This is a genomic window from Janthinobacterium sp. UMAB-56, from assembly GCF_900095265.1.
Classification (GTDB): domain Bacteria; phylum Pseudomonadota; class Gammaproteobacteria; order Burkholderiales; family Burkholderiaceae_D; genus Janthinobacterium.
On sequence record NZ_LT607658.1, the window covers coordinates 1 to 24,830 of the forward strand.

The window sequence follows — 24,830 nt, forward strand, 5'->3', positions numbered from 1 at the left end:
CCCTCCAGTGCCAAGATGCCATGATGTCATCTTGCTGCCGGGAGGGGGTTTTTTTTCGTCTGGCGCTTTCGCATGCTTGCACCCCAAGCACAAAGTGCTGGGGTCAGACCCTCAATACCGCCAACGCAAAGGTCATCGCCAACGTGCGAGGCGGGGGGATGCGCCCCAGTGGGGCACATCCCGATCACGAAGTGACTGACCCCGGCTCTTCATCAGCTGCCCATGCAAAAGGCGAAAAAAGTAGCGCTACGCGCTGCCGTTGTCACCTAACGTCGTTTAACTCCCTCGATAAGTCGAATACGACCACGGCGATACCACTAGCGGCACATGGTAGTTTTCATCCGTATGCGCAATGCCGAAAGCGAGGGTGACCAGGTCGATGAAGCGTGGCGTAGGCAGATCGAGGCCTTGGGCGGCGAAGTAGTCGCCTGCGTTGAACACCAGTTCATATTGACCCGCTTTCATGCTGTCGCCTTCCAGCAATGGCGTGCTGCAGCGGCCGTCGCTATTCGTCATATCCATCTTCAATAACACTTTGCCTTCTGGCGCGACTGAAAACAGGGCTACCTTGACGCCCGCCCCCGGCCTGCCGTGGGCGATATCGAGTACATGCGTGCTAAGTTTTCCCATTTGCTATCCTGTATATAAGGTGAGTGAAGGTGCTTATCGTGCAAATCATATACCGGCGACTGCGCCCGGCTATATGATTGGGCATATAGCCAACATTGTCCTCCTATAGGCGCGCCTCCGCATGAACAATTACGAACATTATCCACGCGACTTGATCGGCTACGGCCGGACGCCACCCCATCCGCAATGGCCGGGCAAGGCCCGTATCGCCCTGCAATTCGTCCTCAATTACGAGGAAGGGGCGGAAAATAACGTGTTGCATGGCGATCCCGCCTCGGAAACGTTTTTATCGGAAATGATTGGTGCGGCCGCTTTTCCTGCGCGTCACCTGAGCATGGAGTCGATTTACGAATACGGTTCGCGCGCCGGGCTGTGGCGCTTGCTGCGCATGTTCGAGGAACGGCGCCTGCCGTTGACGGTCTTTGGCGTCTCGATGGCCTTGAAGCGCAATCCGGAAGCGGTGGCCGCCTTCCAGCAACTGGGGCATGAAATCGCCTGTCATGGCTTGCGCTGGATTTCCTATCAAAACATGGATGAAGCGACGGAGCGCGAACACATGCGTGTAGCCGTGCAGATCATCCGCGAAATGACGGGTTCCGCTCCGCAAGGCTGGTACACGGGGCGCGATTCGCCCAATACGCGCAAACTGGTGGTCGAACATGGCGGTTTTCGCTACGACGCCGATTATTACGGTGATGACTTGCCATTCTGGGAAAAGGTGGCGTACACGGATGCTGCCGGACAGCCCGCCGTGCAACCGCAGCTGATCGTGCCCTACACCCTGGATACGAACGACATGCGTTTTGCTGCCATGCAGGGCTTTAATTCGGGCACGCAGTTTTTCGATTATCTGAAGGATGCTTTCGATGTCTTGTACGCGGAAGGCGACCCGAACGGCTTGAACCAGCCGAAGATGTTGTCGGTGGGTTTGCATTGCCGCCTGGTGGGGCGTCCGGGACGGGCCGCAGCACTGGCGCGCTTCCTCGACTATGTGCAGGGCCATGAGCAAGTGTGGATCACGCGCCGCATCGATATCGCCGAACACTGGCATGCGACGCATCCCTATGCTGCCTGATGGATATTGATATTGGGTGATAAGTAAAATCAGTCTTTGCATATAGTTGTCGCATATGCCGGTGTTAATCTCCTATACTGGGACTATACCGAGGCCAGCATGTCAGAACCGATCCGCTTTTACTACCGTGGTGCCGTACAGGAAGTACGCAACGCCGCCCCTACGCAGACTGTGTTGCAGCACTTGCGCGAGGATTTGCATTGCACGGGCACCAAGGAAGGCTGCGCCGAGGGAGATTGCGGCGCCTGCACCGTCGTCATCGGCAGCCTGGTCGATGGCCAGGTCGAGATGAAAGCCGTCAACGCCTGCATCCAGCTCACGCCTACCCTCGATGGCAAGGCCCTGTTTTCCGTAGAAGACTTGCAACAGCCCGACGGCGCCCTGCACCCGGTGCAGCAGGCGATGGTCGAGTGCCACGGTTCCCAGTGCGGCTTTTGCACGCCCGGCTTTGTCATGTCCTTGTGGGGCATGTATCTGGAGAAAAACGGCGAGCAGCCAACGCGCTGCGAAATCGACGATACGCTCTCGGGCAATCTGTGCCGCTGCACCGGCTACCGGCCCATCATCGATGCGGCCAGGCGCATGGGGGAACTGCCGCATGTGACATTCGACCGTGTTGCCCTGGCGCAGCAATTGCACGCGCTGCAGCGTGCTAGCGTGACCACCTATGAACACGGCGGCCAGCACTTCCACGCGCCACGCAGCATTGATGAACTGGTGGCGCTGCGCGCGGCAAAGCCGCAAGCGTGTCTGCTGGCCGGCTCTACCGATGTGGGTTTGTGGGTGACCAAGCAATTGCGCGAGCTGGGCGACATCATTTATCTCGGCAACGTGGCCGCGCTGAAAACCATCGCCATCGCTGACGACAAGCTGCACATCGGCGCTGGCGCCAGCCTGAACGACGCCTACGCGGCGCTGTGCGGGCATTATCCGCAGGAATTGTCGGAACTGTGGCAGCGCTTTGCTTCCTTGCCGATCCGCAACGCGGCTACCCTGGGCGGCAATGTGGCCAATGGTTCGCCCATCGGCGACTCAATGCCATGGCTGATCGCGCTGGGCAGTGATATCGTGCTGCGCGGCACAGGCGGCCGCCGCAGCATGCCGCTGGAAGACTTTTATCTAGGCTATCAAAAGAAAGATTTGCAAGCAGGCGAATTCGTCGAAGCCGTGCGCGTGCCCTTGCCGCGTGCCGACGTGCTATTCCGTACCTACAAACTGGCGAAGCGCTACGACCAGGATATCTCGGCCGTGTGCGCCGCATTTTCCTTCCGCATGGATGGCGCTGTGATCGCCGAAGCGCGCATTGCCTTTGGCGGCATGGCGGCCACGCCGCAGCGCGCGGCGCAAACGGAAGCGTTTTTGCAGGGGCAGGCGTGGACGGAAGAGAACCTGCTCATCGCCATGCGCTTGCTGGCCGACGATTACGCGCCCCTGTCCGACATGCGTGCGTCGAATACCTACCGCATGACGACGGCGCAGAACCTGTTGCGCCGCTTCTGGCTGGAAACACGCCCCGGTGCGCCTTTACTGCCCACCGCCGTCAACGCCTACGCTTGCCGCGCTTGAAAGGACCAGCATGAACCATCCTGTCACGCCCGAATTGCAAGCGGCCACCTGGGCCGCCGTGGGCAAGCCCAGCCCCCATGAATCGGCGCAATTGCATGTGCTGGGGCAAGCCACCTACACCGATGATATCGCCGAACTGCAAGGCACCTTGCACGCGGCGTTGGGCCTGTCGCAAAAGCCGCATGCGCGCATCACGGCCATGGATTTGTCGGCCGTGCGCAGTGCCAAGGGTGTCGTCGCCGTCTACACGGCGCAGGACATTCCTGGCACCAATGATTGCGGTCCGATCATCCATGACGACCCCATCCTGGCTGCGGAACTGGTGCAATACGTGGGCCAGCCCATCTTTATCGTGGTGGCCGATACGCACGACCATGCGCGCCGTGCCGCCCGCCTGGCGCAAGTCGGCTATGACGAGCTGCCCGCGATCATGACACCGCAAGCGGCCAAGGCCGCGCAATCATACGTGCTGCCGCCGATGCAATTGACGCGTGGCAACTACCAGGCCGCGTTCGAGAAGGCGCCGCATGTGGTCAAGGGGCAGCTGTATGTGGGCGGCCAGGAACAGTTTTACCTGGAAGGACAGATTTCCTACGCCATCCCGAAGGAGGCGCAGGGCATGCTGGTGCTGTGTTCGACCCAGCATCCTAGCGAGATGCAACACGTGGTGGCGCATGCGCTGGGCGTGCATTCGCATAACATCACCGTCGAATGCCGGCGCATGGGCGGTGGTTTCGGCGGCAAGGAGTCGCAATCTGCCCTGTGGGCGGCGGCGGCATCGATTGCGGCGGCCAAGCTGAAGCGTCCCGTCAAATTGCGCGCCGACCGCGACGACGATATGCTGGTGACCGGCAAGCGCCACTGTTTTTACTATGAGTACGAAGTGGGCTACGACGACGACGGGCGTATCCTTGCCGCCAAGGTCGACATGACCACGCGCGCCGGCTATTCGGCCGACTTGTCCGGCCCCGTCGCCACGCGCGCCGTCTGCCACTTCGATAACACCTATTATTTGTCCGACGTGGATATCCGCGCCGCCTGCGGCAAGACGAATACGCAGTCGAACACGGCTTTTCGGGGCTTTGGCGGGCCGCAGGGCGCCATTGCCATCGAGTACGTGATCGATGAAATCGCCCGCCATCTACAACGCGATGCGCTCGATATCCGCCTGCTCAATTTTTATGGCCGCAATGATGCGGAAGGGCGCAATGTCACGCCGTATGGCCAGAAAATCGTCGACAACGTGATCCATGAACTGGTTGCCGAACTCGAAGACAGCAGCGATTACCGGGCGCGTCGCCGCGCCATCGATGCCTTTAACGAGGCCAGCCCCATTTTGAAAAAGGGTCTGGCATTCACGCCGCTGAAATTCGGCATCGCCTTCAACGTCACGCATCTGAACCAGGCTGGTGCCCTTGTGCATGTGTATGTCGATGGCTCCGTGCTGGTCAACCATGGCGGCACGGAAATGGGGCAGGGCATCAATACCAAGGTGATGCAGGTGGTGGCGCACGAACTGGGGCTGGACCTGGACAAAGTGCGTGCCACGGCCACCGATACCAGCAAGGTGGCGAACACGTCGGCCACGGCGGCGTCCACCGGCGCCGACCTGAACGGGAAGGCGGCGCAGGACGCGGCGCGCCAGATCCGTGAACGCCTGGCCGAATACGCGGTCAAACTGTATGGCGGCGAGGCGGCGTCCGTGCGCTTCTTCGACAATCATATCCACGTCAATGGCCACGTCATGCCGTTTGCCGAGCTGGTACAGAAGGCTTATCTGGCCAGGGTGCAACTGTGGTCGGACGGTTTTTATGCCACGCCGGGCCTGTCATGGGATGCGAAAACGATGACGGGCCATCCGTTTTCCTACTATGCATATGGCGCGGCCGTGGCCGAAGTGGTGATCGATACCTTGACGGGGGAGTGGAAACTGCTGCGTGCCGACGCCTTGTATGACGCGGGCCAGTCGCTCAATCCTGCGATTGATCTGGGTCAGGTTGAAGGCGCGTTTATTCAGGGCATGGGCTGGCTGACGACGGAGCAGTTGTGGTGGAATGCGGCGGGCAAGCTGATGACGCACGCGCCATCGACCTACAAGATTCCCGGCATTTCCGATTGCCCGGAAGATTTTCGCGTCCAGCTGTTCCAGAACCGCAACGTGGAAGACAGCATCCACCGTTCCAAAGCCGTGGGCGAGCCACCGTTGCTATTGCCGTTTTCCGTGTTCTTTGCCATCCGCGACGCCATTTCCAGCGTGGGAAATCACGCCGTGCAGCCACCGCTGAATGCGCCCGCCACCAGCGAGGAAATCCTCAAGGCGGTGATGGCAGTGCAAGCAGCCGGCGTGGCCGCTTAGGAGCGGAGGATGGCTGACTGGCTGACAGCGATGGGCAATGACACGCGGGCATCCGTGCTGGTGACGGTCGCCGTGGTGGAAGGTTCCGGGCCGCGCGAGGCGGGCGCGAAGATGCGTGTCACCCTCGATGGCCAAGTTGATACCATCGGTGGCGGCCACCTGGAATTGCGCGCCGTGGAAATCGCCAAGACCATGCTGGCCACGGGCGACACGCATGCGCGGCTCGAGCGTTTTGCGCTCGGTCCCAGCCTTGGCCAATGCTGCGGTGGCGTCGTCCACCTGGCGTTCGAGTATGTCGATGCCAGCCTGAAAGAGTTGCTGCTAGCCTTGCGCGAACGCCGCCAGCACGACAGTTGGAAAGTCACGGCGCTCGATGGCGACGCCGCGTCGGCCCTGTTCGATGTCGGCGGTTGCTTGATCGCCGGCACGCCAGCCCAGGCACCCGGCACGTTTTCGCGCGAGCGGGGAACGCACGTGGCGCAGGATGGCAAGGGGCAGCGCTGGCTGGTTGACCCCTGCCTGGCGCCACGCGCGCACCTGACCCTGTTTGGTGCCGGCCACGTGGGCGCCGCCATCGTGCGCGCGCTGGCTCACTTGCCCTGCAATATCACCTGGGTCGATGAACGCGAAGACATGTTTTCTGCGGCGCTGCCGGCGGGGTTGCCCGATAATGTGCGCATCGCCGCCACCGATACGCCCGAAGAATTTGTTGCCATGGCGCCGCCGGGCGGCAGTTTTCTCGTCATGACGCATAGCCATGCGCTCGATCAGCGCTTGACGCAAGCCATCATGGAGCGCGAGGATGCGGGCTGGTTCGGGCTGATCGGTTCGCACACGAAACGCAAGCAGTTCGAGCACCGCCTGCAGGCGCGCGGCGTGCCGGATGAGCGCATTGCTGCCATGGTCTGTCCTATTGGCATGCCCGGCATCCGCAACAAGGCACCGGCCGTGATCGCCGCCTCCGTTGTCTGTCAATTACTCATGGTGTGGGAGGAAGCGGCCGCTGCCGCCCTGGCCGCGCCGCTGCGCCTGGCTTCGGCCAGCGCGCCACCGCGGTGCCGAACACGCGCCGCCATTCATCCCTTATAGAAAGAAGTCATGCCGATTGTTCCTGCCACATTGCAAGCTTACCGTGCCAGCTTGCTGCACTTCCACGCCGATCCCGCCTTCAGTGAGGAAGCGCACGCCTGGCATGCCGATGGTTTGCTGATCGTGGCCGATGGGAAAATCGTGGCGGCCGGCGATTATGCGCAACTACAGGCGACTTTGCCGCCTGGCACGCAGATCGCCGATTACCGGGGCAAGCTGATCGTGCCCGGTTTTATCGACACGCATCTGCATTTCCCGCAAACGGAAATGATCGCCTCGCCCGCCCCCGGCTTGCTGCCGTGGCTGGAAACGTATACCTTCCCCACCGAGCGCGCGTTTGAAGACCCCGTGCACGCGCGCAATGTGGCCGAGTTCTTCCTCGATGAACTGCTGCGCTGCGGCACCACCACAGCCATGGTGTATGGCAGCGTGCATCCGCAATCGGTCGACGCCTTCTTTGGCGCCAGCGAGGCGCGCGGTTTGCGTATGGTGGCGGGCAAGGTCATGATGGACCGCAACTGCCCCGAATTCCTGCGCGACACGGCTGAGTCGGGCGCGCGCGAAAGCGAGGAGCTGATCCGGCGCTGGCACAAGCATGGCCGCTCGCTGTATGCGATCACGCCCCGTTTCGTGCCCACCTCGACGAATGAGCAGATGCACCTGGCGGGCGAACTGGCGCGCGCCTATCCCGATACCTATCTGCAGACGCATGTGTCGGAAAACGAGGATGAGTGCCGCTGGGTGCGCGAACTGCACCCGCAGGCGCGCAGCTACCTCGATGTGTATGACCAGTACGGCATGCTGCGCCCGCGCGCCATGTTTGGCCACTGCATCTGGCTCGATGAGCGCGACCGCGCGCGCATGGCCGAAACGTCTTCGGCGGCCGCCATTTGTCCCACCTCCAACCTGTTCCTCGGCAGCGGCCTGTTCGATTTCGAGCGGGCCGATGCGGCGCACGTGCTGCTGTCGCTGGCGACGGACGTGGGCGGCGGCACCTCGTTCTCGATGTTGCAAACCATGAACGAAGCCTATAAAGTAGCACGCTTGAAAGGCAGCTACCTGCCCGCCTTGCGCATGTTTTACCTGGCGACCCTTGGCGCCGCGCGGGCCATGCAACTGGAAGGCGTCCTGGGCAATTTCACGGCCGGCACGGAAGCGGACTTCATCGTGCTGGACAAGCAATCGACGCCGCTGCTCTCGCGCCGCACGGCCGGCTGTCAAAGCCTGGAGGAATTGCTGTTTGCCTTTGCGCTGCTGGGCGACGACCGTGCCGTGGCCGCCACCTATTCGGGCGGGCAATGCGTGCATATGCGGGGGCAGGGTTGACCTACCCGTTGTTTCATACGAATTACCCTGAGCGAGAACGCGAATGCACAAAAAACTCACTGGCCTGGCGCTTGCCGCCGCGCTGACACTGACCGGAACGGCGCATGCTGCCAAGGCAGTGGCCCATCCGTCTTCCAATGAAGCGGCCACCGCGCGCCATTTTGCCGCGTTGGTATCGGGCACGCAGCCCAAGACAGCCGAGTTGAGCCTGTTCTTTTCCATGATGCCCAAGGGCGGCGACCTGCATCACCACTACTCGGGTGCCATTTACGCGGAGCAATTCCTCGACTGGGTCGACAAGGAAAACTATTGCGTCAACAAGACGACTTACCGCATCGAAAGCAACAAGGACGTCTTGGCGGCCGAGCGCGCCAAGCCGGCCGCGCAGCGTGGCTGCCTGTCGTCTACGGAAGTGTTTGCCGATGCGGGCCTGTATGCGCAATTGCTGCAGCGCTGGTCGACCAAAGATTTCTACAACCACAGCGCCATCCAGACGCCGCCGGACCGTACCTTCTTTGATACGTTTGGCTACTTCGGCCCCGTCGCATCGAGCAACACGGCCGATGGCTTGAAAACCCTGAAGCAGCGCGCCATCGCGGAAAACCTCAGCTACATCGAGACGATTTTCGAGCTGTCGCCATTCGTACAGAACGCGCAGTTCGACCAGCAAGTGCTGGCGCCGGGCTTGCAGCCGGCGGCCTTGCAAGCCGTGCTGGCCAACTGGACAGGCAGCCTGGAGCGGGACGCCAGCTTCCAGAAAAGCATCACGGCCTATAACGACAATGTGAACAGCAGCAGCGCCGGCATCGATGATGTGAACTTCACCATGCGTTACCAGGCGTATGTGTTGCGTTTCCTGTCGCCATCGCAAGTGTTTTCGTCCATGCTTGCCGCGTTCAAGGCCGCCAGCCTGAATCCGCTGCTGGTGGGCGTGAACATTGTCGGCCAGGAAAGCGTGAACATTTCCATGCGCGACTACAGCCTGCACATGGAAATGTTCAAGTTCCTCAAGGCCAAATATCCGAACGTCAAGATCGCCCTGCATGCCGGTGAGCTGGCGCTGGGCATGGTGCCGCCGGAAGGCATGGCTTTCCACATCGCCGAAGCCGTCGATGTGGCTGGTGCGGACCGTATCGGCCACGGCATGGATATCGCGTACGAGCACAATGCGCTGGCGACCATGCAAAAGATGCGCGAACGGGGCATACCCGTGGAAGTAAACCTGACCAGCAACGACTATATTCTCGGCATCAAGGGCCAGGCCCATCCGATTACCCTGTACCGCAAGTATGGCGTGCCATTCGTCATTTCCACCGATGACGCAGGCGTCTCGCGCAATACCCTGTCGAATGAATACGTGCTGTTTGCCAGCCAGTACAAGACTAATTATGCGGAAATCAAAAAGCTGTCATACAACAGCCTGCGTTATTCTTTTTTGGCTGAGGCCGACAAGCAACGTTTGCTGAAAGCGCTCGATGCCCGTTTCACCCGTTTTGAAGCGCAAATTGCTGCGGCAGACAAGGTAGGCAAGAATGGTAAACCGTAAGTTGCGCGACGTTCACAACTGATACTCTCAGGACGGCCGGATTTTCCGGCCGTTTTCCATTTCTCTTCTCAAGTTCTAGTGATGTCATTTAGTTAATTTGTGGCAGCCATGCGACACAATTAACGACAGATACACGACTTTGTCCTATTTCCTGGATGAATCAATTTCAAGTACATATTGCTCATTTATAATCTCGCGCCATAAGCCCGGACGCTGTCAGCACGATATCAATCCAGCTAGTTACGCATGTCATTTATACTTTAAATATATAAATATGTAAAAAAAAACGTATTTGTCATCCATTTTTTGATGATGCATAGTGGGATAAAGGTGATATTAAAAAGTCACAATTCATATGGGTGATATCGTATGAAGATGGGTATTTGCAGTAAATAGAGGTGAGATGCAGAGTGAAACAAACAGTGGCGCAGTTAAATGACGACATTCTTCTGTATTTTGCCGCCGTGTCACAGTCTTGAAATATTTAACAATTACACTCGCGGCTTGCCATGTTAGCCGGGTAAGCATGTCGGGTGACTGACACAGGTGCTAGCGCCCTGGGTCGTACGGATTGGAGGCAGTTTTTCCGCCGTTATTGTCTGGATAGTAAGGGTTTAAAGTGTGGAGCGGCGTTTGTGATGGTCTTGTCAGGACCTCAGCCAGTCCCTCCGGCGTAACAGTTGCAGCATCGTAAAGAGGAGATCTTGTGTTTGTGTTGCTGTGCGGCGCAGCCGGACGGTGGGCAATCCAGGATTTTCAAAAAATAATAGTCTTTTCTGGGGTTAAAGATGATCAATCACAAGCGACTTCGGCTAACGCAAATCGCGTTCAGCCTGTCTATTGCACTGGCGGCGGCACCATCGTTCGCACAGAACACTACGTCTTCCATTGGCGGCCGCATCTCGGCCACCGACGGCAAGCCGGCAGCAGGCGCCACTGTTACCATCGTGCACACCGAATCGGGGTCCGTCAGCAATGTGACGACCGATGCGGAAGGCCGCTACGTTGCCCGTGGCTTGCGCGCAGGCGGTCCTTACACCATCACCATCACCAAGAATGGTGAAGTTGAAAAACGCGAAGGCGTGTACGTCCAACTGGCTGAAACGGCCAACGTGGACGCCACCCTGGGCGCGCAGATACAAACGGTGAACGTAACGGGTACGGGTGCCCGCGCACAGATATTTAACCGTAGCAATATGGGTGCAGGTACCAATATCGGTCCAACGGAATTGGCTACCCAGGCATCGATCTCGCGCAGCCTGCAAGATTATGCCCGCGTCGATCCGCGCTTGTCGCAAACAGACAAAGAGCGCGGCGAAATTTCCGTCGCCGGCCAGAACTCGCGCTACAACTCGATGACCATCGACGGCGTGGCCGTGAATGATACGTTCGGCTTGGAAGCGAGCGGTACCGCAACCGGCAAGCAGCCGATTTCGGTGGAGGCCATCCAGTCGGTGCAAGTGAACGTTGCCAACTACGATGTGACCCAAAAAGGCTACACGGGCGCCAACATCAACGCCGTTACGAAGTCCGGTACAAACAAAGTCAAGGGTAGCGTTTACTACGTTTTCCGTAACGACAAGATGTCGGGCGACCGTTATAACGATACGTCGGGCGAATATTACGCACCGCCAAAATCGAAAGATACCACCAAGGGCATCACCATGGGTGGCCCGTTAATTGAAGATAAATTGTTCCTGTTCGCTAATTACGAGAAATCGAGCAGCAGCCGCAGTTCGCCAGCATTTGGCCCGATCGGCAGCCCGCTGACGAACGTCACTATTTCTCAAGCGGCCATTGACAGCGCCATCGCCATCGGCCAGAACAAGTATGGTATTCCGAACGGGACGTCAGTTCCTGGCGGCACGGAATTCACTGCCACGGAAAAGCTGTTGAAGCTGGACTGGAACATGACCGATACGCAGCGCATGATGTTGCGCTACTCGAAAACTGAGCAGTCTGAACCGATTTTCCCGGGCTTCTCCCCGACTGGACTTTCGCTGAGCTCTTACTGGTATTCTCAGGACAAGAGCCTGGAAACTCTGGTTGCTCAATGGACTTCCGAGTGGACCCCAAACTTCTCGACAGAAGTGAAATTATCGACGCGTAAATATGACAGCGTACCGAAGAACAATGCCTACCTGCCTGCGATCGGCCTGCAATTTACCGGTGCGGCACCGGATGGGTCGCCTGCCGGCTTGAGCACCGCCAGCCGTTACCTGAACTTCGGTACGGAATTGAGCCGCCAAAAGAACGTCTTGAACAACAAGACGCTAGACGCCTACGTGGGCGCGAACTGGGCCTTGGGCGACCATGATGTCAAGTTCGGCACCGATTACAGTACGACCAAGGTATATAACGCATTCCTGCAGAACGTCAATGGTAACTATACCTTTGGCTGCCTGAGTACTGTTAGTTATTCGTTCGGCAACCTCGATTGCACGAAGGCGACAGCTGCTCAAATGCAAGCTGCGGTACTGGAAAACTTCCAGCGCGGTCGTCCCAGCTCGTATACATTGCAGGCGCCAGTGGCCGGTGCTGCTATCGAAGATGCGATTGCTCGCTTTACGTTGAAAAACATCGGCCTGTTCGTGCAAGATAGCTGGAATGTCAACAAGCAGTTGACCCTGATGGCTGGCTTGCGTGTCGACGGCACGCGTATCGGCGAAAAACCTATCCGTAATACCGTTGCTGCCTTGCCGGTTGGTCCGATGGTGAAGGGTCGTCAAACGGGCGGTTTTGGTATCGACAATACGCACACCATCGATGGCGAAAACCTGTATCAGCCACGTTTTGGCTTCAATTACAAGCTCGATACGGCACGCCCGACGCAAATTCGTGGTGGCGCGGGCCTGTTCCAGGGAGCTGCCATGGCTGTCTGGTTGGGTAACCCTTACCAGAATACGGGCGTAGTACTGCGCAACTTCAATTGCAGCTCAACAGGTAAAGCCTGCCCGACCAACGACGGTTTCTTCAGCATCGATCCCTTGAATCAACCAACCAACGTCGGTGATACGGTGCCGGCCATGAAGGTCGATGCGCTGAGCTCCGATTTGGCACAGCCGTCCGTCTGGAAGGCTAATCTGGCGTTCGAACATGAATTGCCGTGGATGGGGCTGGTTTTTGGTGCAGAATACTTGCGCACCAAGACCAATAATGCAATTTATTACCAAGAGCTGAATCTGGGCGCGCCAACCCGAACCGGTAGCGATGGACGTCCCCTGTACTATGAAGCGAATGCATACAATGTTGATTGCTGGGATGTGGCCAAGGGTAGCTTGACAGGTAAGGCCGGCTGCACCGCCCGCACCAAGGCAGGCAGTAACGAGAAGTTTGGTCAGGTATTGATGGCCACCAAGACCGACAAGGGTGAAGGCAATCTGCTGACCCTGTCGCTGCGCAGCCCGATGCGCAATGGTCTTTCTTGGGGCACGTCCTACACCTATAGCGATGCGACCGAAGTGTCGCCGCTGACGTCGTCGACTTCCAGTTCGAACTGGGGTGGCCGAGCCGTATTCAATCCGAACGAAAACGTCGCTTCGAATTCGAATTACATGGTCAAGGACCGCTTCACTGCCAACGTCAGCTGGCAGAAGCGTTTCTTCGGCGAGTACAAGACGAGCTTCGGTCTGTTCTATGAAGGACGTAGCGGCAAGCCATATAGCTGGACCTTCAATAACGATTTGAATGGTGACGGCCTGGCTGGCAATGACTTGATGTACATTCCAAAAGCACCGGGCTCGGGCGAAGTTGCCTTTGCTGGCGCCACTGATGCTGCCCGTGCAGCGAATGAAGCGGCTTTCTGGAAGGTGGTCAACAGCAATGGCGACTTGCGTAGCTCCGCTGGTAAAGTTATGAGCCGCAACAAGAGCTTTGCACCATGGACCAATAGTATCGACATGCGCTTTAGCCAGGAAATTCCAGGCTTCTTCAAAGGCAATAAAGGCATCATCACCTTTGACATGTTGAACGTTGGTAACATGATCAATCGCAAATGGGGCCGTATTAATGAAATCGCTTTCCAATCGCAAGGCGGTCAAGTGCGCAGTTTCGTTGACTTCGTCGGTATCGATGCCCAGGGCCGTTACATCTACAACACCCGTTCGACGGTAGAAGGTACGGAAACCCGCCAGGCAAAAGGCGAATCGCAATGGGGCCTGCAAGCAACGGTCAAATACGAATTCTAATTTCGTAGTTGCCTCGTAGTTTGGCAAGCTAAAAACGGCTGGTGGCGACACCAGCCGTTTTTTTTATAGACCAGATGGTTTACTCTTTCCTCTTTTTGACAAATATCATTCCATGGCTCACTTCCTCCGCACCCCGGTCGCCTGCGCGGCGCTGATTCTGTCCCTGTCTGCCTGCAGCAATTTCGCTTCCGCGCCGCAGGCCGCGCGTAGCGGCCCGATTGAAGTGAACCTGGTCGCCCTGAACGACTTCCACGGCAACCTCGAACGCAGCAAATTTACCTACACGAGTGCCACCGATGCCGAGCGCAAGACGGTGCAGGCGGGCGGCATCGATACCTTGTCCGGCGCCCTGACGGCGTGGCGGCGCGAAGATGCGCAGCTGATTTTTGTCGGCAATGGCGACCTGGTCGGTGCCAGCCCCGCCATGTCGGCGCTGTGGGCCGATGAACCGAGCATCGTCGCCATGAATATGCTGGGCATGAAGGCCAGTTCCGTGGGCAACCATGAATTTGACCAGGGCAAGGCGGAATTGCTGCGCCAGCAGCGCGGCGGTTGCGAGTCCGCGCGCGCGGACAAGGCGTGCAAGTTCGCGCCGGACTTCAAGGGCGCCAACTACACCTATCTGGCGGCCAATGTGATCGACGCGCAAACGGGCAAGTCCCTGTTGCCGGCCTACCGCATAGAAGAGGCGCATGGCGTCAAGGTGGGCTTGATCGGTGCCGTGCTGAAAGATACGCCGTCCGTGGTGACGGCCGCCGGCATTGCCGGCCTGCAGTTTGGCGATGAGGCGGATGCCATCAATGCCACCTTGCCACAGCTGCGCGCGCAGGGCGTGGGTGTGTTCGTCGTGCTGCTGCACCAGGGCGGCGAGACGAAAGAAGCCATCGACCAGCCCGATTGCAGCCACCTGAAGGGCGAAGTGGTCGACGTGGTAAAACGCCTCGACCCGGCGATTCAACTGGTCATCAGCGGCCATTCGCACCAGGGTTATCTGTGCCGTGTCGATGGCCGCCTGGTGACGCAAGCTCAGATGGGCGGACACATGTTGACGCGCATCAAGCTCAAGGTCGATCCCGTCAAGAATGCCGTAGTCGATGCCAGCGCGCAAAACGTCGTCATGTTGCCTGGCATGTATGAGCCGGACCCGGCCGTTGCCGCTTACCTGGAATCGGTGAAGCAGCGCAGCGCGGCAGAATTGTCGCGTCCCGTGGCCGCCATCGCCGTGCCCACGGTTGGCCGCAGCACCAAGGGCAGCGGCGCTTCTGCGCTGGGCGACCTGGTGGCCGACAGCACTCTGTTCGGCGCGCGAGCTGCCGGCGCACAAATCGGCCTGATGAATAATGGCGGCATCCGCAAGGACCTGGAAGCAGGCGCCGACCTGATGACGAACGTGGGCCAGAACCAGGCAGTTGTCCCGTTCGGCAATACTTTGATCGTCGTCAGCCTGTCCGGCGCGCAAATTCGCACCTTGCTCGAACAGCAATGGCCGGGTGCGGAAGCGGAAGACAACAACCTGTTGCAAGTGTCCGAAGGTTTCAGCTACCGCTGGGACAGCACCCGCCCCCAGGGCCAGCGCGTGCTGCCAGGCAGCATCATGCTCAATGGCGTGGCTATTGAAGACAATCAACAATACAGAGTCGCCGCCAACAGTTTCCTGGCCGGCGGTGGCGACCGCTTTACCGTGCTGGCGGCTGGCACGCGCCGGCTCGACACGGGCGTGCGCGACATCGACGCCTTCAGCGATTACCTGATCGCCCGTGCGCGTGCCGGCAAGCCGGCTGGCAGCGCCACGGCGGCCGGGCGCATCGTGCGCGTCAAATAATCTTTACAAGGAAAAACCATGCGTCGTATATTTGTTTCCCTGCTCGTCACTACCCTGTTCGCGGGCAGCGCCCACGCCGATTTCACCATTCCCGGCTTTGAATTGGTGCACACCTCGCCCGTGGAAACCAGCTTGACCAACCTCGACCTGCGTGAGCCCGTCGCCGTGTGGAGCGAGCTGTTTGATTCGGCAAAAAAAGAGATCGTCATCGCCCAGTTCTATGCTGTCAGCAAACCGGGCACGGCGTTTGAAAAGGTGCTGGCCAGCCTGACTGCAGCCGGCCAGCGCGGCGTGAAGATCCGCTTCCTGCTGGATCAGAAGGGCGTGGGCCTGTCGGAAGCGGCGACCATCGCGCAGATCAAGGCGATTCCGAACCTGGATTTGCGCCTGATCGACTTCAATAAAATCACGGGTAACGGCATCGTGCATGCGAAATACCTGGCCGTCGATGGCCAGGTGGCGTATATCGGCAGCCAGAATTTCGACTGGCGCTCGTTCGAGCACATCCACGAGACGGGCTTGAAGATCACGGAGCCGGCGATGGTCAGTCAGGTGCAGGCGATTTTTGAACAGGATTGGCAGGCGCAGGCGTTGACGTCGCAAGGCGGCCGCGCCACGGTGCTTAATAGCAAGGTGGTGCCGGCCAATTACGCACAAAACGCGTTTTTGCTGGCCAGCCCGAATGCGTACAACCCGCCCGGCGTGGGCGACTCGGAAACGGGCTTGCCCGCCTTGCTGGTGGAAGCGAAAAGCGAAGTGCGCATCCAGTTGCTCGATTACGCGCCGCTGTCCTACGGGCCGAACCGCACGCGTCCGTACTACGCCGTGATCGACAACGCGGTGCGTGCGGCCGCCCAGCGTGGCGTGAAAATCAAGCTGATGGTATCAAGCTGGAACACGGAAGCGCCGGCCATCGCCTACCTGAAGAGTTTGGCCCTGGTGCCGAACGTGGAAATCCGCATCGTGACGATTCCTGCCGCTTCGACGGGTTTCATCCCATTCGCGCGCGTGATCCACAGCAAGACCATGAGTATCGACGGCAAGCTGGCCTGGGTTGGCACGAGCAACTGGGCGGGCGGCTATTTTGACTTGTCGCGCAATCTGGAAGTGGTGCTGCGCAACGACGCCATGGCGCAGCGGATTGCCGCGCTGCATGAGCAGACGTGGAGCTCGGCGTATGCGCAGCCTATCGATATCAACAAGCACTATCCAAAGCCGGCCAAGGCCACGCCGCAAGGCAAGGAGTAATGCTCAACATGAAAAAATTACTCTGCGTGCTGGCGCTGGGCGCCGCTTTTGCCTCCGGCAATGTCCTGGCCTGGGGCAATGATGGCCACCGCGCCGTGGGTGCTATCGCTGATCAATTGCTCAAGGGTAGTGCGGCGCAGGCGCACATCAGCCAATTGCTGCTGCCCGGCGAAAGCCTGGAAAAGATCGCCAACTGGCCCGACTGCGTGAAGGGTACGTATTGCGGCCCGCAATCACCGGAAATGCTGACGTATGTCGCGGCAAACCCCAAGCATGGCGAATACCATTACACGAATGTGCCATTCCAGAATGCGCACTACCACGACCATGGCGTGGGCACGGCTGACGACGATATCGTGCAGACGCTCAAGCAGGCTATCCTGGTGTTGCAGGGCAAGGCGGACGCGTCCAGCAATCCGCACGGCTTCAGCCAGCGTGAAGCGTTGATTTTGATCACGCACCTGGTAGGCGATATCCACCAGCCGCTGCATGTGGGCAATGCGTTTCTTGGCAAGGATGGCCAGTTTTTCGTGCCCGCCACGCAGGCGCAGATCGACGACATCGCCATTTTCAACGCACGCGGCGGCAATGACTTGTTGCTCGACGATGCGAAGATGACGGTGCTGTCGGACGCCGTGATTCCTGCGCCGCTGCCGGCGGAAGAGGGGACAACAAAAGCTCCCGCCTATCCGAAGTCGCCCACCAAGCCCCTGCATGCGTATTGGGATACGACCGTGGTCGATTACGCCATGCGCCGCCTGAGCACGCGCGCGCCGCAGCAGTTCGCCAAGACCGTGATCGCCAGCCAGCCAGCAGTGAGCGCCAATACCGGCGACCCCGCTACCTGGCCGTATCAGTGGGCCGATGCCGCGCTGGCGGCATCAAAGATTGCTTTCACGAACGTGGTGGCCGGTCCTGCCACGCAGCAGACCGGCCGCAAGGGCGAGGTGTATCAGGTGTGGAGCTTGACGGTGCCGGACAATTATCCCGTGCCCAGCTCGGCGCTGGCGAAGCAGCAACTGATCGAGGGCGGCTATCACCTGGCGGCCGTGTTGCAATCGATCTGGCCGCAATAAAAATGTCATTCGAGAGCGGCCTGCGGGCCGCTTTTTTCATGCCAGGGTGATGCCAATTCCCATCTCGCGGTAGGGCGCGACCAGGGCGTCGTCCACGTCGCGGTGCACGATGATATCGTTGACCTGGCTCAAGGGCACGATTTGAAACGGCGAAGACGTGTTGAACTTTTCCGGCGAGGCCAGTACGACGGTGCGGCTTGACGCCTCGCTCAGCGCGCGTTTCACGCACGCTTCTTCATGGTCACCGGTGGTGATGCCCGCTTGTGGATGCAGGCTGGATACGCCCATGAAATACAGGTCGGCGCGGATGCGGCCGATGGCTTCCACGGTCGCCGCGCCCACGCCCACGATCGAGTGCTTGTACAGACGCCCGCCCAGCATCAGCACCTCGATACCAGGGTGATTGACCAGTTCGATGGCAATCGAGGGACTATGCGTGACCACCGTTGCCTGCAAGTCGCGTGGCAACTGGCGTGCCAGTTGCACGGCGGTGGTGCCGCCATCGAGAAATACCACTTGTCCCGTTTGTATCATGGCGCCCGCCGCGCGGCCAATGGCGGGCTTGGCTTGCAGTGAAATCTGCTCGCGTCCCGCAAACGGTGCCAGCGCTGGCGAGCGCGGCAGCAAGGGCAGGGCGCCGCCGTGTACGCGCTCCAGCAATCCCTCTTTTGCCAGCTCGCGCAGGTCGCGCCGTATCGTGTCTTCCGACAAGCCCAGGGCGTCGCTGACGGCCTTGGCGACGAGCTGGCCTTCACGCTGGAGCAGGTCCAGCAGGTATTGTTTGCGTTGATGTGTCAGCACTTTTTTTTCTTGAATTTTCTTGATATTGCACGAGTTTGCATGATAAGGTCGGCAAAAGCAAGCACAGACAAGTACAAGGAAATGACATGCGCGAAGAACAAAGCAAGCACGAACGGGTCCGCATCCAGCAGATGCAGACCCTGTCGCACGACTGGTATCTATTGCAGAAGACCACGTTCGACTATCTGCGTCATGATGGCCAGTGGCAGACGCAGACGCGGGAAACCTATGACCGCGGCGATGGGGCCACGATCCTGCTCTACAACAAAGTCAAACGCACGGTGATCCTGATCCGCCAGTTCCGCTTTCCCACGTATCGTGAAGGCCACGACGGCTTCCTGATCGAAGCGGCAGCCGGCTTGCTGGAAGAAGCCAGCGCCGAGCAACGCATCCGCGCCGAGGTGGAAGAGGAAACCGGTTACCGGGTAGGCGACGTGCACAAGGTCTTCCAGGCTTTCATGAGCCCCGGTTCCGTGACGGAGCGCCTGCATTTTTTTGTTGCCGAATATGACCCCGCCAGTCGCATCGGCGACGGCGGCGGCCTGGCACACGAGGGGGAGGATATCGAAGTGTTGGAATTGCCCCTGGCGCAGGCGCTGCAGATGGTGGCAGATGGCCGCATCTGCGATGGCAAGACCATCATGTTGTTGCAGCACGCGCAACTGCATGTGATGCCGTCAGCGCAAGAGATGCGGCGGGGCATGCAGATTCTGGTTGCCGGCCCTTACCGTTCGGGTACCGGCGACGATCCTGCCCTGATGGCGGCGAATGTGGCGGCCATGCAAGCCGTCTGCCTGCCGCTGTATGCCAAAGGACACATGCCCGTGCTCGGTGAATGGCTGGCCTTGCCCATGCTGGCGCTGGCTGGTTCAAACCGGGTGGGCGATAGCGTGTATGAGGAACTGTTCCACGCGCATGCGACGCGCTTGCTCAGCCATTGCGATGCCGTGCTGCGCATCGGTGGCGCATCCCAGGGGGCCGACCAGATGGTGGCGGTGGCACGCAGCCTGGGCCTGCCTGTATTTTTCTCGCCGGACGAGATTTCGCAGGCGTAAAAAAAGCGAAGCCCGCAGGCTTCGCTTTTTTGATGACGTCACAGCCGAGTCACAGCCGACTATCGAGACTTCACGAATGGAACACCAATCGCCTTCGGTGCAACGGACTTCGCCATCAGGCCCGCCAGCACGATCACGGTGACCACGTATGGCACCATCTGGATCAGCGAGCCGGGGATGCGGCCCACGACAGGCAAGTCCACGCCTTCGATCTGGATCTGGATGGCGGCAAAGAAGCCGAACATCAGACAGCCGAGGAAGGTGTAGACAGGGCGCCAGTTGCCGAACACCATGGCCGTCAGGGCCAGGTAGCCGGCGCCGGCCGACATGTCGCGCAGGAAAAAGCCGCTTTGCACGATGGCCAGGTAGGCGCCCGAGAACGAGCACAGGATGCCGGCCACCAGCATGGCCATGTAGCGCGTCGCCTCGACGCTCACGCCGGCCGAATCGGCCGCATGCGGGTTTTCGCCGCAGGCGCGCAGGCGCAGGCCGAAGCGCGTGTGGTACAGCAGCCAGTGCACGAGTGGAATCAGCAGGAACGCCACATACACGAGGATGGAATGGCCGCCGATCAAATGGGCATATACCCAGCCGATGAAGGGAATGTGTTCCACGTACTGCGTGCCCGGCAAGACCACATCGAACAGTCGCGCTGAACCGAGGTCGGGCGTGCGGCCGCCTTGCTGGAAGAAGAATTGCGCCAGCACGAACGTCAGGCCGCTCATGGCGATGTTGATCGCCATGCCGGCCACCAGTTGATTGCCCTTTTGCGTGATGCTGACGTACGCTTGCAGCAAGGCCAGGGCGACGCACACGAGCATGCCGGCAGCCATGCCGTAGTACGGGTTTTGCGTCGTGTAGGCCACGGCGGCGGACGCGAAGGCGCTGGCCAGGATCTTGCCTTCCAGGCCGATGTCGATCATGCCGCTGCGTTCGGCAAACAGGCCGGCCATAGCGGCAAAGATCAGGACGGGCGCATTGCGCACGGTCGATACCAGGATGCTGGCGAATTGAAAGTCGTCGAGTGTCATGGTGTTAGCCTTTGGTGCGCTTGAGCAGGGCGGAAATGGCCGGTGCGTAGAAGTTTTCCATGGCGCCGCAGAACAGGATGATCAAGCCCTGGATGAAAATGAAGGTTTCCGTCGGGATATTCGGTTTTTCCAGCGACAAATCAAAACCACCCTGTATCAGTGCGCCGAACAGCACGGCCGACAGGAAGATGCCGACCGGATGCTGGCGGCCCATCAGGGCGATGGCGATACCGATGAAGCCGGCGCCGCCGACGAAATTGAGCGACAGATAATGCGTCGAGCCCATGATGGAATTGACGGAACCGAGGCCCGCCAGCGCGCCGGAGATCAGCATGACGACGATGATCATCTTGCTGATCGACACGCCCGCATAGTGGGCCGCATGCTTGTTGAGGCCCGTGGCGCGCAGCTTGAAGCCCCACGACGAGCGCCAGACCATCACGCCATAGATCACCAGCGCGGCAATCGCCAGGATAAAACTGATGTTCAGCGGCGTGTCGCCCAGCGACGGGAACCAGGTGGAGAGGCGCGGCATTTCACCGCTTTCCGCAAACACGCGGCTGGCCGTATTCTGTTCGCCCGGCGGTATCAGGTATTTCACGATCACGAAGTTCATCAGGCTGGCGGCGATGAAGTTGAACATGATGGTGGTGACGACGATATGGCTGCCGCGCCTGGCTTGCAGGTAGCCGGGCAAAAAGCCCCACAGCGCGCCGAACAGGGCCGCGCCTATCATGGCGGCCGGAATCAATAGCCAGGCTGGCAGGGTCTGGTCGAAGGCCAGCATGGCCACCGTCAAGCCCAGGCCGCCGATATACATCTGGCCTTCGGAACCGATATTGAACAGGCCGGCCTGCATCGCCACGGAGACCGACAGGCCCGTGAAGATGAAGGTGCTGGCATAGAACAGGGTATAGCTCAAGCCTTCCGGATTGAGGATGGCGCTGTGGACGAGGATACCCAGCGATTCGGCCGGGTCTTCGCCCAGCATATAAATGACCAGGGCTGCGACCAGCAAAGCCGACAGCAGGTTTAACATGGGCATGACAAAGGCTGTCGCCCAGCGTGGCAAGTCGTTATTCATGATTTATGCATTCCCCCCATCAACAGACCGATGCGGGTGGTATCGAATTCTTCAATTTTCAGTTCGCCGGTGATGCGTCCGCCGCACATGACGAGAATGCGGTCGGCCAGCGCCCGCACTTCTTCCAGTTCGACGGACACCAGCAGGATCGCCACGCCCGCGTCGCGCAGGGCCAGCAATTGCGTATGGATGCTTTCGATGGTGCCGATATCGACGCCGCGCGTGGGCTGGCCCACCAGCATCAGTTTCGGCTTGGCCAGCACTTCGCGCGCGATCACCACCTTTTGCTGGTTGCCGCCCGACAGCAGGCCGATGCGCAGGTCCGGATTGGCCGGGCGCACGTCGAAGGTCTTCAGCAATTGCGCACAGCGCGCGCCGATGGCCTTGAAGTTGAACAGGCCCCAGCGGTTTTTCAAGTGATCCTGGTAACCGAGGATGGTGTTTTGCATGACGGAAAAATTTTTCACCACGCCATCGCGCAAGCGGTCTTCCGGAATGTGGGCGATGCCCAGATCGCGGAAGACTAGCGGCAAACCGTCGGCGTCAGTGCGCTTGCCAAACGGCAAATCTTTGCCCTGGAAGCGCAGCTTGCCCGAGGTGGGCAAGCGCATGCCGGACAGAATTTCCAGCAGCTCGCTCTGGCCATTGCCCGAGACCCCGGCGATGGCGACGATTTCGCCGGCGCGCAAGTTGAAGCCTATGTCGGCCAGCAATTTCACCTGTTGCTCGTCGGCCAGTTGCAGAGCGTCGACTTCCAGCACCGTGGCGCCCGGATTGTACGGCGCGCGCGGCAAGTGGCTCTGGATGGGGCGGCCCACCATCATATTGGCCAGTTCCTCTTTCGAGGTAGCGTTTGTTGCCACGGCGCCCACCACCGTGCCGCCGCGCATGACGGTGACGTTGTCGGTGATTTCCAGGATCTCTTGCAGTTTATGCGTGATCAGGATGATGGTCTTGCCCTGTTCCTTGAACAGGCGCAGGATTTCAAACAGCGAGGCCGTTTCCTGCGCCGTCAGCACGGCCGTCGGCTCGTCGAGGATCAGAATGTTGGCGCTGCGGTAAATCTGCTTGAGGATTTCCACGCGCTGCTGCGCCCCGACGGAGAGGTCTTCGATCTTCGCCAGCGGGTCGACGTCGAGGCGGTAGCGCGCGCAGATGTCGCGCAACTTGGCTTCCGCTTCCGCGCGGTGGCTGGCCAGGCGAAAACCGCCTTCCGTACCCAGCATGATATTGTCGAGGACGGTGAAGTTCTCGACCAGCATGAAATGCTGGTGCACCATGCCGATGCCGAGGTTGATCGCTTCCTGGCTGTTGCGGATAGGCTGTACTTTTCCGTCGAGCAAGATTTCTCCGCCGTCGGCACGGTAATACCCGTACAGGATGCTCATCAAGGTCGATTTACCGGCGCCATTCTCTCCCACCAGGCCATGGATACTGCCCTTGGCGATGGAAAAGTTGACGTCGGCGTTCGCCTTCACATGTCCAAACTGCTTGGAAATGCTGCGAAATTCTACTGCTGGCTGCATAGGTTCATAACTGGATAGTTTCATGGAAACGCGCCGCGCGGAGACAGGCTCCGGCGGCGCGCTATAAGATACGCAGAAAAATTAAACCGGGCAGCTGCTGCCGACGCGGTAATCGATCACTTTGATCTTGCCATCGATAATGTCCTTACGCGCACCCAACACGCGTTTTTCGATTTCCGGCGTAATCAGCTTGCGGTTGTTGGCGTCGAGCGCCCAATCCACGCCGCCCTCTTTCAAGCCTTTATAGCTGACGCCGCCCTTCCAGGTGCCGTTCTTGACTTGCATGAAGCTGTCGTAGACGGTGTTGTCGACGCGCTTGACCATCGAGGTCAGGATGCTGCCCGGGTACAAGCCATTCTGGTTCGAATCGACGCCGATGGCCAGCTTGCCTTTTTCCTTGGCCATTTGCAAGGTGCCCATGCCGCTGCCGCCAGCGACGGCGAAGACGACATCGACGCCGCGCTCGAATTGGGAACGGGCCAGTTCGCCGCCCTTGGCCGGGTCATTCCAGGCGCTGGACGTGGTGCCGACCATGTTTTGCGTGATTTCCGTCTTCGGATTGACGGCTTTGACGCCTTGCGCGTAGCCGCAGGCGAAGTTGCGGATCAGGGGAATATCGATGCCGCCGATGAAGCCGACCTTCTTGCTCTTGCTGGCCATGGCTGCTGCCACGCCCACCAGGTAGGAGCCTTCTTCTTCCTTGAAGACGACGGAATTGACGTTGCTGCCGGCAGCCTGGCCATCGATCAGCACGAATTTTACGTTCGGGAATTCCTTGGCGACCTTTTGCACGGCTTGCGTTTGCGCAAAGCCGATGGCGGCGATCATGTCGAGTTTCTTGCGGGCCAGGCCGCGCATGACTTGTTCAGCCTGCGTATCGCTCGAGGCTTGTACTTCGATGAAGGAAATGCCCGTGTCTTTTTTGAAGCGCGAGGCGCCTTCGAAAGCGGATTGGTTGAACGACTTGTCGAACTTGCCGCCCGCGTCATACACGACACCCAGTTTTGGGGTAGCCGCGGACGCTTGAGCAGTCAACAATACGGCTGCGATCGTCAAACTAAATTGTGTAAGTTTCATGAATTGGCTCCTGGAAGATCGATATTGTATATTTTTTATAGGTGAAACATATAATTTGGGGCCGATTTAGCCTGTTTTTGATGCACGAGGTGATGATTCCTTATCAACATTGCACTGTATTGCACAAGATCATTGCTGGCCTCGTATGCTTTTATGTCGTCAGTGTGATGCTCATGCAACAGTCGCGCCCCGTCTCTTTTATAGGTACAACATCGAATGGGGCTGCCGGAGCGGGCTGGAATGCGCCGTCAGTGGACGGGCAGGGCAGACACGGGACCGGCGCCGCGATGGGCGTCCGAATCACTATGCATCATGCCAGATATGTATGACAAATA

At 59.3% G+C, this 24,830-nt stretch carries 16 protein-coding genes and 1 pseudogene; 11 read left to right on the forward strand and 6 right to left on the reverse strand.

The genetic code is table 11. The features are described from left to right. Nucleotides 1-276: 276 nt before the first annotated feature. Complete coding sequence (gene uraH, locus K0F85_RS15320) at nt 277-630, reverse strand: hydroxyisourate hydrolase (protein ID WP_010395048.1); 354 nt, start codon at nt 628-630, stop codon at nt 277-279. 121 nt (nt 631-751) lie between these two features. Between uraH and puuE the strand changes: the two genes are divergently transcribed. The 10 genes from puuE to K0F85_RS15370 all read left to right on the forward strand — a co-directional run bounded on the left by puuE (nt 752) and on the right by K0F85_RS15370 (nt 17,921). Continuing rightward, nucleotides 752-1,705, forward strand: a complete 954-nt coding sequence (puuE, locus tag K0F85_RS15325) for an allantoinase PuuE (RefSeq protein WP_219116863.1) — start codon at nt 752-754, stop codon at nt 1,703-1,705. Nucleotides 1,706-1,804: 99 nt separating this feature from the next. Then, nucleotides 1,805-3,271, forward strand: coding sequence for a xanthine dehydrogenase small subunit (gene xdhA / locus K0F85_RS15330; protein WP_219116864.1), 1,467 nt, complete (start codon nt 1,805-1,807; stop codon nt 3,269-3,271). 10 nt (nt 3,272-3,281) lie between these two features. After that, the gene (xdhB, locus tag K0F85_RS15335; protein ID WP_219116865.1) at nt 3,282-5,627 is read left to right on the forward strand and encodes a xanthine dehydrogenase molybdopterin binding subunit; all 2,346 of its coding nucleotides are present in this window, start codon (nt 3,282-3,284) and stop codon (nt 5,625-5,627) included. A gap of 9 nt (nt 5,628-5,636) precedes the next feature. Further along, nucleotides 5,637-6,716, forward strand: a complete 1,080-nt coding sequence (gene xdhC / locus K0F85_RS15340) for a xanthine dehydrogenase accessory protein XdhC (protein ID WP_219116866.1) — start codon at nt 5,637-5,639, stop codon at nt 6,714-6,716. Nucleotides 6,717-6,725: 9 nt separating this feature from the next. Continuing rightward, entirely contained in the window at nt 6,726-8,042 is a 1,317-nt protein-coding gene (gene guaD / locus K0F85_RS15345; protein ID WP_219116867.1) for a guanine deaminase, read from the forward strand. Nucleotides 8,043-8,085: 43 nt separating this feature from the next. Continuing rightward, nucleotides 8,086-9,588 carry an adenosine deaminase gene (locus K0F85_RS15350; RefSeq protein ID WP_219116868.1) on the forward strand — a complete coding sequence of 501 codons (1,503 nt, stop codon included), beginning with the start codon at nt 8,086-8,088 and terminating at the stop codon, nt 9,586-9,588. A 788-nt stretch (nt 9,589-10,376) separates the two neighbouring features. Then, nucleotides 10,377-13,775: a TonB-dependent receptor gene (locus K0F85_RS15355; protein WP_219116869.1), complete on the forward strand. Its 3,399-nt coding sequence runs from the start codon at nt 10,377-10,379 to the stop codon at nt 13,773-13,775. 112 nt (nt 13,776-13,887) lie between these two features. Then, entirely contained in the window at nt 13,888-15,597 is a 1,710-nt protein-coding gene (locus tag K0F85_RS15360; RefSeq protein ID WP_257572806.1) for a bifunctional UDP-sugar hydrolase/5'-nucleotidase, read from the forward strand. An 18-nt stretch (nt 15,598-15,615) separates the two neighbouring features. After that, nucleotides 15,616-16,845 carry a phospholipase D-like domain-containing protein gene (locus K0F85_RS15365; RefSeq protein WP_219116870.1) on the forward strand — a complete coding sequence of 410 codons (1,230 nt, stop codon included), beginning with the start codon at nt 15,616-15,618 and terminating at the stop codon, nt 16,843-16,845. An 8-nt stretch (nt 16,846-16,853) separates the two neighbouring features. Beyond that, nucleotides 16,854-17,921: a S1/P1 nuclease gene (locus K0F85_RS15370; RefSeq protein WP_219116871.1), complete on the forward strand. Its 1,068-nt coding sequence runs from the start codon at nt 16,854-16,856 to the stop codon at nt 17,919-17,921. Between the two features lie 36 nt (nt 17,922-17,957). Here K0F85_RS15370 and K0F85_RS15375 read toward each other — a convergent pair whose 3' ends face one another. Then, on the reverse strand, nt 17,958-18,722 hold the full coding sequence (locus K0F85_RS15375; protein WP_219116872.1) for a DeoR/GlpR family DNA-binding transcription regulator: 765 nt from the start codon (nt 18,720-18,722) through the stop codon (nt 17,958-17,960). Nucleotides 18,723-18,808: 86 nt separating this feature from the next. Here K0F85_RS15375 and K0F85_RS28815 point away from each other — a divergent pair. Continuing rightward, nucleotides 18,809-19,393: pseudogene (locus K0F85_RS28815) on the forward strand (NUDIX domain-containing protein); the annotation flags it as partial. A 443-nt stretch (nt 19,394-19,836) separates the two neighbouring features. Here the strand turns inward: K0F85_RS28815 and K0F85_RS15385 are convergent. The 4 genes from K0F85_RS15385 to K0F85_RS15400 form a co-directional block, all read right to left on the reverse strand. Beyond that, nucleotides 19,837-20,808: an ABC transporter permease gene (locus tag K0F85_RS15385; RefSeq protein WP_219116874.1), complete on the reverse strand. Its 972-nt coding sequence runs from the start codon at nt 20,806-20,808 to the stop codon at nt 19,837-19,839. A gap of 4 nt (nt 20,809-20,812) precedes the next feature. After that, a complete protein-coding gene (locus K0F85_RS15390) occupies nt 20,813-21,892 on the reverse strand; it encodes an ABC transporter permease (protein ID WP_219116875.1) in 1,080 nt (359 codons plus the stop codon). Continuing rightward, a complete protein-coding gene (locus K0F85_RS15395) occupies nt 21,889-23,418 on the reverse strand; it encodes an ABC transporter ATP-binding protein (RefSeq protein ID WP_219116876.1) in 1,530 nt (509 codons plus the stop codon). The genes K0F85_RS15390 and K0F85_RS15395 overlap by 4 nt, the downstream gene beginning before the upstream one ends. Nucleotides 23,419-23,499: 81 nt before the next feature. Beyond that, nucleotides 23,500-24,495 carry a BMP family protein gene (locus K0F85_RS15400; RefSeq protein WP_219116877.1) on the reverse strand — a complete coding sequence of 332 codons (996 nt, stop codon included), beginning with the start codon at nt 24,493-24,495 and terminating at the stop codon, nt 23,500-23,502. Nucleotides 24,496-24,830 lie beyond the last annotated feature (335 nt).